This is a genomic window from Vibrio sp. TRT 1302 (assembly GCF_050113875.1).
Classification (GTDB): domain Bacteria; phylum Pseudomonadota; class Gammaproteobacteria; order Enterobacterales; family Vibrionaceae; genus Vibrio.
Genome location: NZ_JBNJOF010000001.1, coordinates 411536 through 427559 on the forward strand (window position 1 = coordinate 411536; position 16024 = coordinate 427559).

15 protein-coding genes are annotated in these 16024 nt (G+C 44.1%); 6 read left to right on the forward strand and 9 right to left on the reverse strand.

The window, feature by feature from the left end; genetic code table 11:
* Window positions 1–25: 25 nt before the first annotated feature.
* Genes bioD through bioB form a run of 4 tightly spaced genes read right to left on the reverse strand, consistent with a single transcriptional unit; the run spans window position 26 to window position 3696 of the window.
* Window positions 26–715, reverse strand: a complete 690-nt coding sequence (gene bioD / locus ACQEXP_RS01855) for a dethiobiotin synthase (protein ID WP_269377265.1) — start codon at window positions 713–715, stop codon at window positions 26–28.
* Entirely contained in the window at window positions 712–1512 is an 801-nt protein-coding gene (gene bioC / locus ACQEXP_RS01860; protein WP_426967777.1) for a malonyl-ACP O-methyltransferase BioC, read from the reverse strand. Before bioC ends, bioD begins: the two co-directional genes overlap by 4 nt.
* On the reverse strand, window positions 1512–2657 hold the full coding sequence (gene bioF / locus ACQEXP_RS01865) for an 8-amino-7-oxononanoate synthase (protein WP_426968034.1): 1146 nt from the start codon (window positions 2655–2657) through the stop codon (window positions 1512–1514). Before bioF ends, bioC begins: the two co-directional genes overlap by 1 nt.
* Window positions 2644–3696: a biotin synthase BioB gene (bioB, locus tag ACQEXP_RS01870; protein ID WP_426967778.1), complete on the reverse strand. Its 1053-nt coding sequence runs from the start codon at window positions 3694–3696 to the stop codon at window positions 2644–2646. The genes bioF and bioB overlap by 14 nt, the downstream gene beginning before the upstream one ends.
* 132 nt (window positions 3697–3828) lie before the next feature.
* Between bioB and bioA the strand changes: the two genes are divergently transcribed.
* Window positions 3829–5106, forward strand: coding sequence for an adenosylmethionine--8-amino-7-oxononanoate transaminase (gene bioA / locus ACQEXP_RS01875; RefSeq protein WP_426967780.1), 1278 nt, complete (start codon window positions 3829–3831; stop codon window positions 5104–5106).
* A gap of 29 nt (window positions 5107–5135) precedes the next feature.
* Here the strand turns inward: bioA and ACQEXP_RS01880 are convergent, their stop codons facing one another.
* Both ACQEXP_RS01880 and ACQEXP_RS01885 read right to left on the reverse strand, forming a co-directional pair.
* On the reverse strand, window positions 5136–5738 hold the full coding sequence (locus ACQEXP_RS01880; RefSeq protein ID WP_426967782.1) for a DUF2057 family protein: 603 nt from the start codon (window positions 5736–5738) through the stop codon (window positions 5136–5138).
* Window positions 5739–5812: 74 nt separating this feature from the next.
* Window positions 5813–6817, reverse strand: a complete 1005-nt coding sequence (locus ACQEXP_RS01885; RefSeq protein WP_426967784.1) for a porin — start codon at window positions 6815–6817, stop codon at window positions 5813–5815.
* 516 nt (window positions 6818–7333) lie between these two features.
* Between ACQEXP_RS01885 and dinG the strand changes: the two genes are divergently transcribed.
* The 4 genes from dinG to rsmS are packed head-to-tail and all read left to right on the forward strand — an operon-like array spanning window position 7334 to window position 10947.
* Entirely contained in the window at window positions 7334–9406 is a 2073-nt protein-coding gene (gene dinG, locus ACQEXP_RS01890) for an ATP-dependent DNA helicase DinG (protein WP_426967786.1), read from the forward strand.
* 31 nt (window positions 9407–9437) lie between these two features.
* Window positions 9438–10217, forward strand: a complete 780-nt coding sequence (locus ACQEXP_RS01895) for a sulfite exporter TauE/SafE family protein (protein ID WP_426967788.1) — start codon at window positions 9438–9440, stop codon at window positions 10215–10217.
* 11 nt (window positions 10218–10228) lie between these two features.
* The gene (locus ACQEXP_RS01900) at window positions 10229–10777 is read left to right on the forward strand and encodes a primosomal replication protein (protein WP_269377258.1); all 549 of its coding nucleotides are present in this window, start codon (window positions 10229–10231) and stop codon (window positions 10775–10777) included.
* Window positions 10777–10947: a pleiotropic regulatory protein RsmS gene (gene rsmS, locus ACQEXP_RS01905; protein WP_426967790.1), complete on the forward strand. Its 171-nt coding sequence runs from the start codon at window positions 10777–10779 to the stop codon at window positions 10945–10947. Before ACQEXP_RS01900 ends, rsmS begins: the two co-directional genes overlap by 1 nt.
* 110 nt (window positions 10948–11057) lie before the next feature.
* Here the strand turns inward: rsmS and ACQEXP_RS01910 are convergent, their stop codons facing one another.
* Window positions 11058–13175, reverse strand: a complete 2118-nt coding sequence (locus ACQEXP_RS01910) for a methyl-accepting chemotaxis protein (protein ID WP_426967792.1) — start codon at window positions 13173–13175, stop codon at window positions 11058–11060.
* Between the two features lie 313 nt (window positions 13176–13488).
* On the reverse strand, window positions 13489–14052 hold the full coding sequence (locus tag ACQEXP_RS01915) for an SOS response-associated peptidase (RefSeq protein WP_426967794.1): 564 nt from the start codon (window positions 14050–14052) through the stop codon (window positions 13489–13491).
* Window positions 14053–14303: 251 nt separating this feature from the next.
* Here ACQEXP_RS01915 and ACQEXP_RS01920 point away from each other — a divergent pair, with 251 nt between their 5' ends.
* Window positions 14304–15077, forward strand: a complete 774-nt coding sequence (locus tag ACQEXP_RS01920) for a hypothetical protein (RefSeq protein WP_239943025.1) — start codon at window positions 14304–14306, stop codon at window positions 15075–15077.
* A gap of 571 nt (window positions 15078–15648) precedes the next feature.
* Here ACQEXP_RS01920 and ACQEXP_RS01925 read toward each other — a convergent pair.
* Window positions 15649–15975 carry a hypothetical protein gene (locus ACQEXP_RS01925; protein WP_426967797.1) on the reverse strand — a complete coding sequence of 109 codons (327 nt, stop codon included), beginning with the start codon at window positions 15973–15975 and terminating at the stop codon, window positions 15649–15651.
* Window positions 15976–16024 lie beyond the last annotated feature (49 nt).

Consider the following 16024-nt stretch of genomic DNA (forward strand, 5'->3'; position numbering starts at 1 on the left):
GCCAATGGCAGCCCTTTTAATATCTCTAACACTCGCCCTTTAGCAGAGGCGTCACATCAATATACTTTGCAAGCCCTTGGCGCTTCACGCTTGGAACGTAAGGTATTTCACCAATTTTAGGCGCATCAATTTTTTGCTCTAGCATCTCAATGATATCAGCATAGTGCTCTGTGCCTGGGTTGATTCGGTTTGCAACCCAACCGATGACTTGTAAACCGTCCGCTTTGATTGCATCGAGCGTCAACATTGCATGGCTAAGACAGCCAAGTTTAATACCGACCACAAGTACAACCGGTAGTTTTTCCTGCTGCACCCACGTTGACAAACAATCAGAGTCTGATACAGGTACGCGCCAACCGCCAGCGCCTTCAACTAACACGATATCCGCATTTTTCTTGTGCTGTGACAGCTTATCACTCAGTACGGAGTAATCGATGACGACACCTTCTCGCTTAGCTGCAATATGTGGTGACGCTGGCAACTCTAGTGCGTATGGATTGACGTCATCATACGCCACTTCCAACGTTGCGGCTTTTTGCAGATAGAGCGCGTCCGAATTTCGCAATCCAAGTTCCGTTTTTTCGCAACCCGCGGCGACAGGCTTATAGCCTATGGTTTTTAAATCCTTTTCCGCTAGCGCGTTTAAAATCGCTTTAGACGCAACTGTTTTTCCAACATCGGTATCCGTACCCGCAATAAAAAATGCATCAATCATAGATGAATAACCCCTAAACAGACCTGATATGTTGCAGGTAGAAGACCCTGATGATTTCGGTTTGTTTGATACTCTTGTTCGACACGTTGTAACGCTTGGCGACCAGTCAAGCCATTTGCCCTGCCGCCCACATGCGTTGCTCCAATGCCCTTAAGATCACGCATTAAAGAAAATGCCGTCTCGTACCAAACCGTAATGGTCGGTAAGTCTAGTTGATGCGTATGGCATTCAGATTGCGCTAACGCAATTTTTACCTGATTGACTGAGATAAATTGATTCACGTGTTGATATGAATCAATTTTGCTCCACGCTTGCTTTAGCTCGTTTAGAGAACCGTCGAGTAAAGTCGAAAAATAGATTGAACCCAACGGTTTTATCACTCGACGCAGCTCACGAAGTGGGACGGATAAGTCATCACACCACTGTAGCGCTAAGCTGGAAAACGCAAAATCAATGCTGTGATTTTCAAATGGCAGCGCTTCTGCATCTCCTTGCAAGTACTTAGCAATCTCACCACATCGCTGTTTAGCGGTGTCGAGCATCTGTTGTGACAGGTCAAAACAGATCACCGTCGCACCACGTTTTATCAGTTCTAATGAGAAATAGCCGGTTCCACATCCCAAATCCAATACCGTTTTGCCAGTAAGATCTTGGGGCATTTTTGCCAACAAACGTAAGCCCACATCACGCTGAAACTCTGCATGTTGATCGTACGTTTTGGCTGCTCTGCCGAATGCATCAGCAATCGCTGCTTTGTCGTTAACACGTTCAGGAGCAATCAATACCGCTTGTTCCATTAATCCACTTCCTTCAAAGCTGTTTTTAGCTGATTTGCCAATGCGCGTATGTGTGTTTTTTCATGGCTAGCCGTGAGAGTCACGCGCAGTCGAGCACTACCAACAGCAACTGTAGGTGGACGGATCGCCGTCACCCAGATGCCATTAGCTTTGAGCTGTGATGCGATATTGATGGCCTTTTCACTACTACCAAGAATAAATGGCTTAATCGGAGTTTGAGTTGCGCAGTAACCTTGTTCATTCCCTAACAGAGAATGGTAATACTCAGAGAGTTCTAACAATTTTTCTCTTCGCCATGACTGATGTTGAATCATATCGATAGCTTGAGTTAATGCCACAGCCTGTGCAGGGGGCATCGCGGTGGAATAGACATGATGTCGTGCAAACTGAGTTAAATAGTCCCCCACCTCACGGCTACACATAATTGCAGCTCCAGATAGACCAAATGCTTTACCAAAGGTCACTACCAACAAATCAGGCTGAATCCCCGCATGATTGCAACTGCCACGACCATCTTTACCAAGCACACCAATACCATGAGCATCATCAACCGCGAGCCAGGCTTTTTTACGTGTCACTGAATAGATATCTGCCAATGGTGATAAATCACCATCCATGCTAAAAACACCTTCTGTGACGACCAAAGTATTGCCATCAATGGAATAGCAAAGGTGGTCGACATCGTTGTGTCTAAAACGCTTCATCTTCGCAGCCGACAACATACCGGCTTCGATCAGTGAGGCGTGATTGAGCTTATCTTGTAATAGCAGATCATCTTTCTCTAATAATGCAAATAGCATGGCTTGATTGGCAGAAAATCCCGAGCTGAACAATATCGCCCTTTCAAACCCCAGCCATTGGCATAAACTCTGTTCTAGATCGCGATGAGCAGAGCTATGACCCGTCACCAATGGCGATGCCCCACTACCGTTGCCATATCGCTCTAGGCCGAGCTGCCACGCTTTGGTTAGCTCTTTATCCGCGGCCAAGCCAAGATAATCGTTACTCGAAAAATTAAGGTAACGGTTACCTTCGTGAACTAATAGGGTACGATTACCTTGTTCTATATTGAGTAAAGTACGGCTTAGCCCCTGAGTTTTACGTTGCTCGAGGGCTTTAGCAATTCGAGTATTAAACGCCTGCATCGTAGAATAAGTCGTCTTTCGTCGGGCGCGCAGCCACTCGTTCCACAACTCGATCAAGAAGATCATTCTCTTCGATTTCATCGGGCTTCTGAGACACTTGCTGGCTATTAATGCCAAGCTTATCGAACAGAAGCATATCTTTGTCTTCAGAAGGGTTTGGTGTTGTCAGCAGTTTGCAACCATAGAATACGGAGTTAGCACCCGCCATAAAGCAAAGCGCTTGCATCTGCTCATTCATGTTCTCACGACCAGCAGACAGGCGTACCGCAGACTTCGGCATCATGATTCGAGCAATCGCTATCAGACGGATAAAATCGAATGGTTCAACATCTTCCACCTTCTCTAGTGGGGTACCCTTCACTTTCACCAACATGTTGATTGGCACACTCTCTGGGTGAGTTGGTAAGTTTGCCAGCTCAACAAGCAGGCCTGCACGATCATTGGCATTTTCACCCATACCGATGATACCGCCAGAACATATCTTCATGCCTGCATCACGAACGTGAGAAAGTGTATCTAGGCGGTCCTGATAAGTACGAGTAGTAATAATGTTGCCGTAGAATTCAGGCGAAGTGTCTAAGTTGTGGTTGTAGTAGTCTAGCCCCGCGTCGGCTAAAGCTTTCGCTTGATCCGAAGTCAGCATGCCCAGCGTCATACAGGTTTCTAACCCCATTCCTTTGACACCCTTAATCATATCGGTCAGATGCGGCATATCGCGTTCTTTTGGATTTTTCCATGCGGCTCCCATACAGAAGCGGGTCGAACCTGCATTCTTAGCCTTCTGCGCTGCATCTAAAACACGCTCGACTTCCATCAGACGCTCTTTCTCTACGTCCGTCGTATATCTTGCGCTCTGGGGGCAATATTTACAGTCTTCAGGACAAGCGCCTGTTTTTATCGAAAGCAAGGTGCTGACTTGGACATGATTGTGCTGCTGATATTGACGATGCACCAGTTGCGCTTCTAATAGAAGATCCATGAATGGCTTATCCATAAGTTCTCTAACTTGAGCAACTGTCCAGTTGTGACGTACTTCCACGGGGCTTCCTTTAATTATTGTCAGTTCGAATACTTGGCTAGTCTACTGACACAAGGTAGACTGTCAACACCCAGCAATTTCAAAAGTTTACACTTGATTACTTTTTAATCATCAAGATTTCAGGAACTGAACATGGATCTCGCTTTCGACCGCCGTCATATCTGGCATCCCTATACTTCAACGCTGACACCTCTGACCTGCTACCCAGTTGTTTCCGCCAAAGGCGTCATGCTGCAATTAGAGAGTGGTGAGCAGCTAATTGATGGCATGTCATCATGGTGGTCTGCGATTCATGGATACAATCACCCTCACCTAAATGCCGCAGCGCATAGCCAGATCGATAAAATGTCACACGTTATGTTTGGCGGTATCACTCATGATCCAGCTATCAACCTGTGTAAAAAGCTGCTCTCATTTGCACCGAACAATCTTCAGCATGTCTTTTTGGCCGATTCGGGTTCAGTCGCGGTGGAAGTCAGCTTGAAAATGGCGTTGCAGTATTGGCATGCAAAAGGTCAAGTGCGACCGAAGTTTCTAACACTCAGAGATGGCTATCATGGTGATACGTTTGCTGCAATGTCGGTGACAGACCCTAACAATTCGATGCATTCTTTGTATAAAGGATTTCTGCCTGAACACATCTTCGCCTCTTCTCCAAAGACCGGCTTCTGGGAGGAGTGGGATGAAGCTGATTTAGCAGACTTTAAGCACAAACTCGCTCAAAACCATTCTCAAATAGCGGCTGTGATCCTAGAACCTATCGTTCAGGGAGCTGGCGGAATGCGAATCTATCATCCTCAATTTCTTAAAGGTGTTAGAGCATTATGTGATGAGTTTGACGTTCTGTTGATTCTAGATGAAATTGCTACAGGGTTTGGTCGTACCGGGAAAATGTTTGCCTGTGAGCACGCTCAGATATCCCCTGACATTCTATGTGTAGGTAAAGCATTAACGAGTGGCTACATGACGTTATCAGCAACGCTAGCCTCAAGCGACGTAGCGGATACTGTATGTGGCGGAGATGCAGGTTGCTTTATGCATGGCCCTACTTTTATGGCCAACCCGTTGGCCTGCGCAGTCGCAACTGCCAGCATGGAGCTGCTAGAGCAAAATGAATGGCAACAGCAGACAAAGCAAATTGAGCAACTTTTCTCTGAGTTACTGCCTAAATTAAAGCAGCACAAGTTGGTTGAAGACGTTCGCTGGCTTGGTGCCATCGGCGTGGTTGAAACCACAACGCCAGTCAATATGGAAGCGATTCAAGCACTGTTTGTCGAGAAAGGGGTTTGGATCCGCCCATTTGGCAAACTGATTTATATGATGCCGCCGTTCATTAGTGAACCTGAGCATATAGAAGCATTAGTAGACGCGGTTGAATGTGCGTTGAATCATTCGAAATGTTTCCAATAAAAAAGCTCCCTTAGGGAGCTTTCTAACTATTACTCAATATCAATGATCCATTTACGGAACTGTTTGCGCTCTTCTGGAGATGCTTCTAGGTAAAGCGACTGAAGCTTAATAAACTTAGAGTTGGTCGCTTTCTCTAACTGATCATAATCCACCAATTTACCTTCCGAGAAGTAAATCTTGTTTTCTTTATTGTAGGCAACCACTAGACCTGGGATATCCGCGTAAGGGAAAAAGCCTTTCTTAGATGGCAGAAGATCCAACTTGAACGTTTCAACTTCTTTGTCTTGATCATACACAACAAACCAAGGCGCATCTTTCTCGATCGCACTTGCTACACGTTTGTGTTTACGGCTAATGAGTTCAATTTCAATCGCACTGTTCTTATCAGCATCTATTGTAAGAATATAAGGTTTAGTATCTAGAAGTTCAGAACTTGTACCTGTAGAAAGGTTTCCAGAATAAGAGAAGACAATTTGGTTCTCACCAGAATGCAGTGCGTAAGGGCTCTTAGCACTATCCTCGATGACTTGACCATTGATAGTATGGACTTTAAATCCGCGTTCTGCAGATAGCTGAGCCGCCTGAACTGCACTTGACATTAGTACCATTAAAAAAATAACAATTGACTTCATATTTGTAACCATCCTTAAATAAAACAAAACCAGCGCCTAAGCGCTGGTTTTCATTGTAGGTCATTGACTTTCGATTAGAAAGTTAGGTATAGACCTGCAGCTGCGAAGTCAGCTTCTTGCTTGTTAGCAACGCTGCCACCAGATAGTTCAGCTACGTTGTATTCAACGAATGCTGTTAGGTTAGACATTACTGCGTACTCGAAACCAACGTAGTAGTTGTCTAGGTCTGCGTCTAGGCTAGCACCTGAAGTTGCTTTGTCAGCAGAAAGTACTTGGTAAGCACCGTATACTTTGTAAGCATCCCAAGAGTAAGAAGCTGCTAGAGCGTAAGTGTTACCGTCGTGATCTGGTAGTTCGTATGTAGAATCACCACCTTCAACGTTTACGTCACCTTGACCTTCGTACTGAGTGTACGTAGCTGCTACGTAAAGACCGTTCGCTTCGTAAGAAACAGATAGACCCATTGAGTTGCGGTCGTAACCTTTGTTCTTCTCGTTAGCTTGTAGGTATGCAGCACCGATTGTGAAATCAGCAATTGCGTAGTCTGCAGAAACTGCCCAGTCGTTATCAGTGTTTTGGTCTTTGTTTGTTTGAAGATCCGCAGATAGGCTTAGAGCATCAGCAACTGTGATTTCGTAGCGGATACCGTGACCATCTGACTCAGAGCTGTTGTAAACTACGTCTACGTCAGCGCCTTCGTTAGTTAGTTCAGCTTTCTCTAGAACTGCGTAAGAAGAACCAGTTTCACCAAAAGTTACTTTACCAAAGTTGCCTTTGAAACCGATTTTAGCGTCGTCAACTTTAACTTCCTTGCCGTTGTCTGCTTCCATTTCGAAAGAACCGAAAGCTGTAACAGAATCAGAAAGTTTGTGGTCAACATCAAACTGAACGTTTGCCCAAGCGTAAACTTGTGCATCTTCGTCAGTTACTGTTGCGCCTGCAGATTTAGTTTTAAGAGTTTTGATAACTGTATCAACTTCACCAGAAACTTTAACTGAAGTTGCTTCGTTTTCGTATAGGTTACCCGCGTTTGCAGAAGCTGCTGCTAACACAGCTAGAGCTACTAGAGTCTTTTTCATAATAATCCACTGCCTTTTCTATAGAATGGGAAATCCTTATCCGGTTCCCTTTATGTTTTTTGATGATGATTCCTTCCTCTAATGGGTTGGATATCAACGTCACTAAATTTCGAGGTCTAGATTGCAAAAGATTATTCGGCGTGTCAAATATTCTAAAAGCAGGAAATAAAAAAACATTTATTTATTTAAAATCAACCAGTTACATAAATTCGTGAGCAATTTTCGAGCGACTTCATAACTTTCACCCTCGCTGTAGCGAAAACTTAACAAACCATCAATACAGCATATAAAACCTAAAATAACGTATCAAAACATAAAAATTAGAATATTATTCCAGCCAAATCCTAAGTTTGGCGTGATATATTTTTTACATTTAGAATTAATTGTAAGTATCTGAAGGTTCAGTTTTTTTTTGTGAAGAAGATCCACATTTCGTTATTAAGGATTCTATTTCGTGAACTAAGTAGCGTTTAGCAAACTGTGCTATGATGCGCTACCCGCAATACAGGTCACAATATGAATACCAGTAAAATCCAACAATCCATTCGTACGAGTTATCAAAACCTCCAATCTCAGCTTGAAAACTTTGTGCCTCGTCGAGCTCAGAATTACCTCGTTGCGGAGATAGCGAAAACATTATGTGGCGAGTATCACAAATCTACCCGTATGCTCGTTGCAGAAGCGGGGACTGGAATTGGTAAGTCCCTCTCCTATTTAATGGCGACCATCCCTGTCGCTATCCATAACAATAGAAAAGTGGTCATTTCTACTGCGACAGTGGCTTTGCAAGAACAGCTGGTTAATAAGGATTTACCTTTATATCGCCGCCTGACTGATCGTGAGTTCTCTTTTATTTTAGCGAAAGGACGTCAGCGCTATTGTTGTGCCGAGAAACTTGCAACCGCCAGCGGCGTTGATGGTGGTCAGTTAGCCATGTTCGAGACAAAACCTAAGAAGAAAGATATCGAACAACTCGAAACGATGTACCGTTCGCTAGCGCAAAATAAGTGGGATGGCGATAGAGACTCATGGCCTAAACCAATAGCCGATGATATTTGGCAGTTAATCGTTAGCGATAAACATAGCTGCAACAATAGTATGCCGGCGCATCGCAACTGTCCGTTTCAAAAAGCGCGCTCTGAAATGGATAAAGCAGATGTCATCATCGCCAACCATAGCTTAGTCATGGCTGATGCGGGCCTTGGTGGTGGTGTCATTCTTCCTGAACCAGAAAATACTATTTATGTTTTTGATGAAGCACATCACCTACCGCACGTAGCCAGAGATCACTCTTCTGCCGCAGCGAGCCTGAAGGGCGCGGCTAGCTGGCTAGAGCGCCTTAACCAAGCGGTGACAAAATTTGCCAATATGGCAGACGAAAAACGTGTCGCTCGATTTCGAAACGAGCTACAAGACTCAATTCAGCAACTGATCCCATCGTTAACTCAGCTAGCAACTCGCTTTGATCCCGCCCATTTTGAAGAAAATATTTATCGTTTTGAGAATGGCGAGTTGCCTCAGTGGCTCACAGAGGAATCTAAAGAACTCAAAAAACTCAGCCACAAAGGTTCGCTAGCAGTCGCAAAAATTTCAGATCTGATTGCCGAACGAGTTAAAGAGGGTGAACTTTCAAATCGATTGGCAGAGCCAGCTCTTGCTGAACTGGGATTCTATATCCAACGTATGGATAATCTCGCTCAGGTATGGAACCTAATGGCCGAACCACAAAGGGAAAAAGGTGCGCCGTTAGCTCGCTGGTTGGAAGTTAGCCCCGAGCGTGAAGGTGACTTCATCGTCAACGTTTCACCTTTAGAAGTAGGCTGGCAACTTGACCAGCAACTTTGGAGTCGTTGCATTGGCGCGGTACTCACTTCTGCCACCATGCGTGCTTTAAACTCGTTTAGCTTTTTCTGTCGCCAAGCAGGCATCAGTGAAAAGAGCGAAGATGGTGTGCGATTTTTGGCTTTAGCATCGCCTTTTGACTATCAGAATCAAGCTGAGCTCTATGTCCCTAAAATGGCATATGAGCCGCAAGCACCACAATTCACTGAACACTTGATTGAAAAACTGCCTGATTTAATTGAAGACAAAAAAGCCAATTTAGTCCTGTTTTCTTCATACTGGCAGATGAATCAAGTCGCAGAAGCCCTCTCAACAGATTTCGTAAAAAGAGGCTGGGCACTGCAAGTTCAGGGCAAGGAGTCACGCTCAGAAATACTCAAAAAACATAAAACCTTAGTTCAATGCCAAAAGACCAGCGTTTTATTTGGCACTGGCAGTTTTTCTGAAGGATTAGATTTACCTGGTGAACTACTAGAGAACTTGATCATTACCAAAATCCCTTTCGCTGTACCTACTTCACCAGTAGAGCAGGCACACGCTGAATACATAGAAAGTCGAGGGGGAAATCCTTTCATGCAGATCACGGTTCCTGAAGCGAGTAAAAAATTAATTCAGTCTGTCGGACGCTTGCTGCGTAAAGAGAGGGATTCTGGTAAAGTCATCATTCTCGATCGTCGCGTGATCACCAAACGCTATGGCAGCGCCTTACTCGATTCACTGCCACCATTCAAGCGGATCATCGAATAAGTATCCGTATTTATATAAGAAGAACTATTTTATGGAATTGTTTGAGCCAACCATGCTGTTGGTGTTGGCACTGGTTGCTTTCCTTGCTGGGTTTATCGATGCTGTTGCTGGTGGGGGTGGTATGCTGACCGTCCCTGCATTGCTGTCATTAGGTTTACCACCCCATATTGCGTTAGGAACGAATAAATTAGCCGCCACCTTTGCATCATCAACCGCGGCTTTTACCTACTACCGTAAGAAGCTATTTAAGCCAAGTTGCTGGAAACGTGCTTTCTTCTCGACTTTAATCGGAGCAATTATCGGCACCTTGGTGGTAGACCTCATTAGTACACAGTGGTTGGAAAAAATCCTGCCATTGGTGATCCTCGCCGCGGCTATTTATACCATTTGGCATAAAACCCCTAGCACGGTAAAGAACGATACACCTCAGCCTTGTCCAGTACTTAACAAAAAACAGTACGCCCAAGGTTTGACTTTAGGTTTCTACGACGGTGTTGCAGGCCCTGGTACTGGCGCGTTTTGGACAGTCAGTTCAATGGCCCTGTATCGTCTCAATATTCTTCTTGCTTCGGGGCTAGCCAAAGCAATGAATTTCACAAGTAATTTTACTTCTCTAATTACTTTCGCAATTCTGGGGCATATCGATTGGGTACTCGGATTGACTATGGGTCTCTGTCTCATGGCAGGAGCTTTCGTCGGCGCACATTCAGCAATACGATTCGGAGCCAAGTTTATCCGACCAGTTTTTGTTACAGTCGTAAGTATCTTAGCCGTCAAACTGGCCTACGAAGCTTGGTTTGTTAATCTATAGTTGAGAACGCCATGAGCAAATTCAATCAGCTTCAATCAACCTTAGAGCAGCTTGCTGTCGATGCTGCTGCACTCGACCGCAAAAGGGGCGAGCACCACCAGCCACTATTTGACGAACGACTGTTCCAAAGTCGTTCCAAATTGCTCGTTCCATGTGTTAAAGAGACTCAAGGGACTCTTGAAAGCATCATTAGAGAACAGGCCGCCGGCAAACTAACGGCACTGCGAGCGGAATATCTAACGGAGCGTTTGCTTTCACAAGTAAGCGCGCTACAACGAGAACTCGCAACCACAAAAATTCGTAAACAAGAGCCTAAGCATAAAAGCTACTTTCAAAAACCAATCAACGAGTTATATCAAAATCTTGCTCAGCATCAGGAGTGGGAGCGTCGCTTACTTGAGATGGTTCGAGACAAGGAGCTGGCTCTACAATATGCCCCTCCGTTTCAACAGCAAGCGGCCCAGCAAGCTTTGATTGCTACCGAGCAGAGACTTAAACGCTGCCAAGAAGCCAAACTGAAAGTTGAAAAGCAGATAACCTATCGTGAAAGGAACCAATAATGTCGTCGACCAATCAAGGACTTGAAAACGCTCCGGATGAAATCAAACTGGCGGTTGATCTTATTTACCTCTTAGAAAGCAACGAAGTAGATCCAACTATCGCTTTAAAAGCTCTGCAAATTGTTCAATCGGATATTGAGAAGAGATTACGACAAACTCACGCAGATTAAGGGCGATGAGACCAATACCGATTGGATAAGCTGATCTTGCGACAAACAATGAACAAAGGGCTTCGATGATTCGAAGCCCTTCTCGCATTTATCTGAATCAAGGTTCAGCGCTACACTTTAAATTGATTGACCAACTGCTGCTGTTTATCAGACAAGTCACCAATTTGCCTGCTTACCATCTCCGACTCTTCGGCTTGAGTTAAGATTTGAGCACTTAAATCACGAATATTACTCACGCTTTGATTGACCTCCGCGGAAACAGATTGCTGCTCTTCAGCCGCTTTGACAATTTGCGAGTTCATATCATTGATTGACGCGATTGCTTCAAAAATTTGGTTAAGTTCTGCTGCCGCATTCTGAACTTGCTGAGCTGAGTCGTTCGCTAAGTCATTTCCGTCTTGGATTGCCTTAACCACGTCCCGCGTACCATTTTGCACGTTCTCTATCACTTTACGGATTTCACCCACTGACTCTTGAGTACGGCTGGCTAGGTTTCTGACCTCATCCGCTACAACCGCAAAACCCCGCCCTTGTTCCCCCGCTCGAGCGGCTTCAATAGCGGCATTGAGAGCAAGCAAGTTAGTCTGTTCAGAAATACCCTCTATAACCGATAGAATGTCCGTAATATTCGCATTGTTTGCTGCTAACTCTTCCACAACAGGTACCGCAGCTGTCATACGATCAACTAATCTAACCATTTCCGTCTGAGACAGCTCAATAACACGTTGCCCCGTTGCAGCGGCTTCATTAGCCTGCTCTGCTGCCCTCACGGCGACTTCAGCATTTTGAACCACTAGGCTAGCGGTTTGAGTCATCTCTTCAGAAGCAGTCGCCACGAGGTCAACTTCTTTAAACTGTGAATCGCTACTGGTTCGAGTTTGCTGTGCGGCTACACGAGACTGGTGTGTGGTCGTACCGATCTGAAGCGTCGTGTCCACCACATCACTGATGATTGACTGTAATTTATCAAGGAATTGATTAAACCCAATCGCTAATTGGCCAATCTCATCTTGAGATTTAACTTCCAATCGTTGCGTCAAGTCGCCTTCACCAGAAGCGATGTCATTCAAGCGTACCACCACTTCTCGGATAGGTTTCACTAAACGTGACGCCGTGACCGCGATAGTAGCAAGACCGATCAGCATCAAAGCGGCACCAGCAATCACTTCAGTTTTTACACTCGAAGCCACTTGTTCACTAATAATGGTATCCAGTGCTTCCGCATCAGCCAATACACTCTCACGCGGCATATCAAACAACACACCCCATGTCTGGTTAGCCACCATGATTGGCGCAAAAACATTCAGCCAGTTACCATCACTACTCCACTGAGTTTTCACCTCTTGGCCAAACAACAAATCGGTCAATTGGTCGCTTGAGAGAATATCACTGTTATAAGGCTGACCAACGGTTTGAGTCACATCATCGCTCGCAATTAAAGAACCGTCGAGGCTAACTAAATTAATCGAACCCGTGCCAGAGAAAAGCAGTTGGTCAGACTCCGCAACGATATTTGTTAGGCTATCAAGACGCAAATCGATACCAAAAAAACCGACGGGAGTATCGTCGAGCATGAGCGGGACAGAAATTGAACTGGTTAAGAAAGTAGTCCCATCTTGGCTAATTAACCTCGGAGTGGTCACACACGCGGTGCTGGACGCCATAGGACAATAAAAGCGTTCACTATTGATCGCATCAGCCAATACCGCTTCTGACAGCACATTAGCCACAACGTTTTCACCATTTTGCGATGTTAGCCAGTAAGGAGCAAAGCGACCAATTTCATTGGAACCGACATACTCAGCATTCTCGTAATTGCTGTCTTCGTTATCGAGCATATTTGGTCGAAATACTAGGTAGGCACCCTGAATGGTCTCAAAATTCAATACAGAACGGCGCACCATCTCATCTAAAGCGGTTCGCAGCTCTTCACTGTCACCGAAATTCTCTTCACTTAACGTCTTTTGAAACATAGCACTGGATGCCAGCATTTCTGCACGGTAGAGAGCTTCGTTCAAAAACTGAGTAACTTCTGTGGCATTGAGCAAGGCGCGTGTCTCAACAATCTGTTCGGACTTATTAATCACAGATTGAGAACTTTGCTGCTTAATTTGCTGCTGATTTGATACAGCGTTATAGACAGAAAAGCCGATCAATGAAAGAGATGTGATAAGAAGGCAGAAACCCGCTAAGAGCGTGATTTTCCACTGCACTGATAACGTTCGCATAATACATCCTTTTAGCAAACTCGGTGTTTTGAAGAGGGTTAATTAGCCCAAAGGCACAGACGAATTACACCACATTTGAATCGGTTATAAAACGAAAGTTTAAAAATATGTTAAATAAACACCAAGTAACTTTATCGGCTTTCCACCGTTCGTCTATTTGATGCTAGTATTGGCCAGACAAGAATTCAAATAGCCAAAAAGGGAACTCAATGAAAGTCATTTCCTTTAAGATTTACATCCAATTCTTCCATTTAAAAATCAATAGGTTATAGCCATTCATTTGCCGCCATGGCGATAGAGTGGCGACAAGTGTTTAAGCTCTCTTGATGGATAGCCCATGATCAAACTCACTATTTAGAAGTTTTTTGGCTAACGTATTGGGTCCACTGACCCAATTTACTACAAATTTTTTGGGGATGAAAAGCGGCATACGGTGATGGTATCCATTGCACTGTTCGTTGGGTTTAGTTGTTAAAGTTACTAGTTTGCTACCACCTTCTAGTGCAATTCCCGCCATATAGAATGGCTCATGGTTTTCACTGCTAAAGAGGTACTTCACCTTTTTGCCCTGCTCTTCTCGCCATTCATACCAGCCAGAACATGGAACAATTACACGATTAAATTCAAAAGCCTGTGCAAACGTAGGTTTAACCGCAACCGTTTCTGCTTGTGCGTTAATTATGATGCGATTAGCCCATGAAGGCTTGATACCCCATAACAAATCAAGCTGAACCAGTTCGTTGTTATGTATGCCAACTGTAGATACATATTGGGTCGGCCTTAGGTCATGGTTGGTGGTTGTTTGGAAGTTGACACCGACCTGTTCGCAGACGATACGACAAAGCGGATTATCAATTACATTTAACCTGCCACACATTTCTCACCCCCTCCTTACGTTAAACTAATAGTTTAGGTGAGTTTCGCTGAGTAGCAGACCAAAGTAGCCTGAATACCGCCGCTTAAGCTATATAGGGAACAATCATTACCTTTGACTCCCCCCCTCTTTTTAATCATCAATAGTGGCTAGATATCTCAATAACCAAAACTCAGAACTTCACTTTGTTTTCAAACTACTGAAAACATGGTGAAATACTTGGTTATTCAGCACTTTAGAATTGTAGGAACAGAATGAAAAGCAAGATATCTTGGGTAGGTGTTTTTATCGCAGCCATGATTTTATGGGCTTGTTTTGGTTCAATACCTTATTTTTTGCATCTATTTGGTGTCATAAGTGGAGACGAAATAGTCCGAGTCGCTCCATATGGCGGCATGTTTGGTGCTGCGGACGCATTCTTTTCAGGTTTCGCTCTTATCGCGGTAATTATTAGTATTCAGCTTCAAAACCAAGCTTTAAGGATGCAAGAAAAAGCCCTTAATCTGCAAAATGAAGAGCTTATCGAAAGCAGGAAAGAAATGGCGAGAGCCACCAAAGCACATACTGAAATGGCTGAACAACAACGAAAAGCGGTGTGTTTGGAAATTATTCTCCCATTCATGAATGAAATTATGTCACCAACAATGAGAGAAACCATTATTAGCTTAACTATGTTTCGACGAACTGAAGGTGAAGAGAACTTCGCTAAAGTGTACGGCGATTTACTTAAAAAACGTAATGATAGCTCCCTCACATCTGAAGAATCATTAAAGTTCGAAATGATTGATACTGCAAGAAGGGCATTTATCGGTGTGTTTGCAAAATTACAGCGGTTACACCAAACAGGAGTCGTCGACAATGAAATGGTAAAAGTCGTTTTAAGCCCTGACCACTGCAATCTTCTTCTTAGCCTCAGTGAGCCATTAGAAGCACAAATACGATCCAACTATTCTCGTGCTGTTTTTGATTTATGTCGCGAGCTGTACCCACAAGAAGTCCTTGACGATATGGGTACTTATAAAAAATAACCATCCTAGGAGGTAGTGCACACCTTCAACAAATATAGTACTCCGTGCATCTACCTCGTTTTATTATTTTTTCAAATTTGAAAAAATTATGTTCCCGTTATATTCACTCAGAGCCCTTATGGTATGAGGCTTTGCCCAAACCACACCAGATCGTCGAAACAGATCACCAGTTCAATAAATTTGTGACCAAATCTATAAAAAAATCTATTTATCAACGATTTAAAACAACAACAAAAACTCCACCCGATCGTTAAACGCGATCTTTTTTCAATTTTGATCAATTACTGAAATTCAATATGCAACGATTATATGCGCATTCCCCTCCACTAAGTTAGCTGCTCGCTCCCTTGCTACATAAGGCTTGCAACGCTGATATGGCTATCTTGTAGGGCTGTGGAATTGCGCCTCTCCAAAAGTGCGAAAAAAGTGGTACAAAAACCTCGCAGGCGGGTGTAGAGGAGCGCGGATTAGGTGGGTCGAGAGCTCGATTTGGTGAATAGTTTGCATGGGCGTTTATAGCAGGCATGAAAAAAGTGCAGCCAATTGGCTGCACTCTAATCATCCCCTTACTTTACATCATTGCAATATAAGGCCCTACTGCATTTAGTAAAATGGCTCCTGCTGTTATAGCTGCTGTGATTTTTCTACCAGCACTTTTCTCATTGAGGAACTGCGCCCTATACTCTCTCGTAAGCTTAATAAATAGATCTTCTAGCTCTTCAGGAGAGTAAATAACAGGTCCTACCTGACCTACTAATGGTCCGAAAGTTGGGAGTATTACAAGCCAGTTTTTCAGAATTTGAGCAGTTTCGTCATCACCATTTTTTTGGGCTACTGCTAAACTCTTCTTCACTTCGTCTTCAATCAATACAGATTCTGGTTTTACATTTGTGTTCATGCCGTTCTCCTTGCCAACTATTCCCACACAAATGTAGTGGATTAATCCA

Bases quoted from the DNA above. Each gene is read 5' to 3' on its own strand.
- bioD (WP_269377265.1), bottom strand. From the start codon at position 715: ATGATTGATGCATTTTTTATTGCGGGTACGGATACCGATGTTGGAAAA.
- bioC (WP_426967777.1), bottom strand. From the start codon at position 1,512: ATGGAACAAGCGGTATTGATTGCTCCTGAACGTGTTAACGACAAAGCA.
- bioF (WP_426968034.1), bottom strand. From the start codon at position 2,657: ATGCAGGCGTTTAATACTCGAATTGCTAAAGCCCTCGAGCAACGTAAA.
- bioA (WP_426967780.1), top strand. From the start codon at position 3,829: ATGGATCTCGCTTTCGACCGCCGTCATATCTGGCATCCCTATACTTCA.
- ACQEXP_RS01880 (WP_426967782.1), bottom strand. From the start codon at position 5,738: ATGAAGTCAATTGTTATTTTTTTAATGGTACTAATGTCAAGTGCAGTT.
- ACQEXP_RS01885 (WP_426967784.1), bottom strand. From the start codon at position 6,817: ATGAAAAAGACTCTAGTAGCTCTAGCTGTGTTAGCAGCAGCTTCTGCA.
- dinG (WP_426967786.1), top strand. From the start codon at position 7,334: ATGAATACCAGTAAAATCCAACAATCCATTCGTACGAGTTATCAAAAC.
- ACQEXP_RS01895 (WP_426967788.1), top strand. From the start codon at position 9,438: ATGGAATTGTTTGAGCCAACCATGCTGTTGGTGTTGGCACTGGTTGCT.
- ACQEXP_RS01900 (WP_269377258.1), top strand. From the start codon at position 10,229: ATGAGCAAATTCAATCAGCTTCAATCAACCTTAGAGCAGCTTGCTGTC.
- rsmS (WP_426967790.1), top strand. From the start codon at position 10,777: ATGTCGTCGACCAATCAAGGACTTGAAAACGCTCCGGATGAAATCAAA.
- ACQEXP_RS01910 (WP_426967792.1), bottom strand. From the start codon at position 13,175: ATGCGAACGTTATCAGTGCAGTGGAAAATCACGCTCTTAGCGGGTTTC.
- ACQEXP_RS01915 (WP_426967794.1), bottom strand. From the start codon at position 14,052: ATGTGTGGCAGGTTAAATGTAATTGATAATCCGCTTTGTCGTATCGTC.
- ACQEXP_RS01920 (WP_239943025.1), top strand. From the start codon at position 14,304: ATGAAAAGCAAGATATCTTGGGTAGGTGTTTTTATCGCAGCCATGATT.
- ACQEXP_RS01925 (WP_426967797.1), bottom strand. From the start codon at position 15,975: ATGAACACAAATGTAAAACCAGAATCTGTATTGATTGAAGACGAAGTG.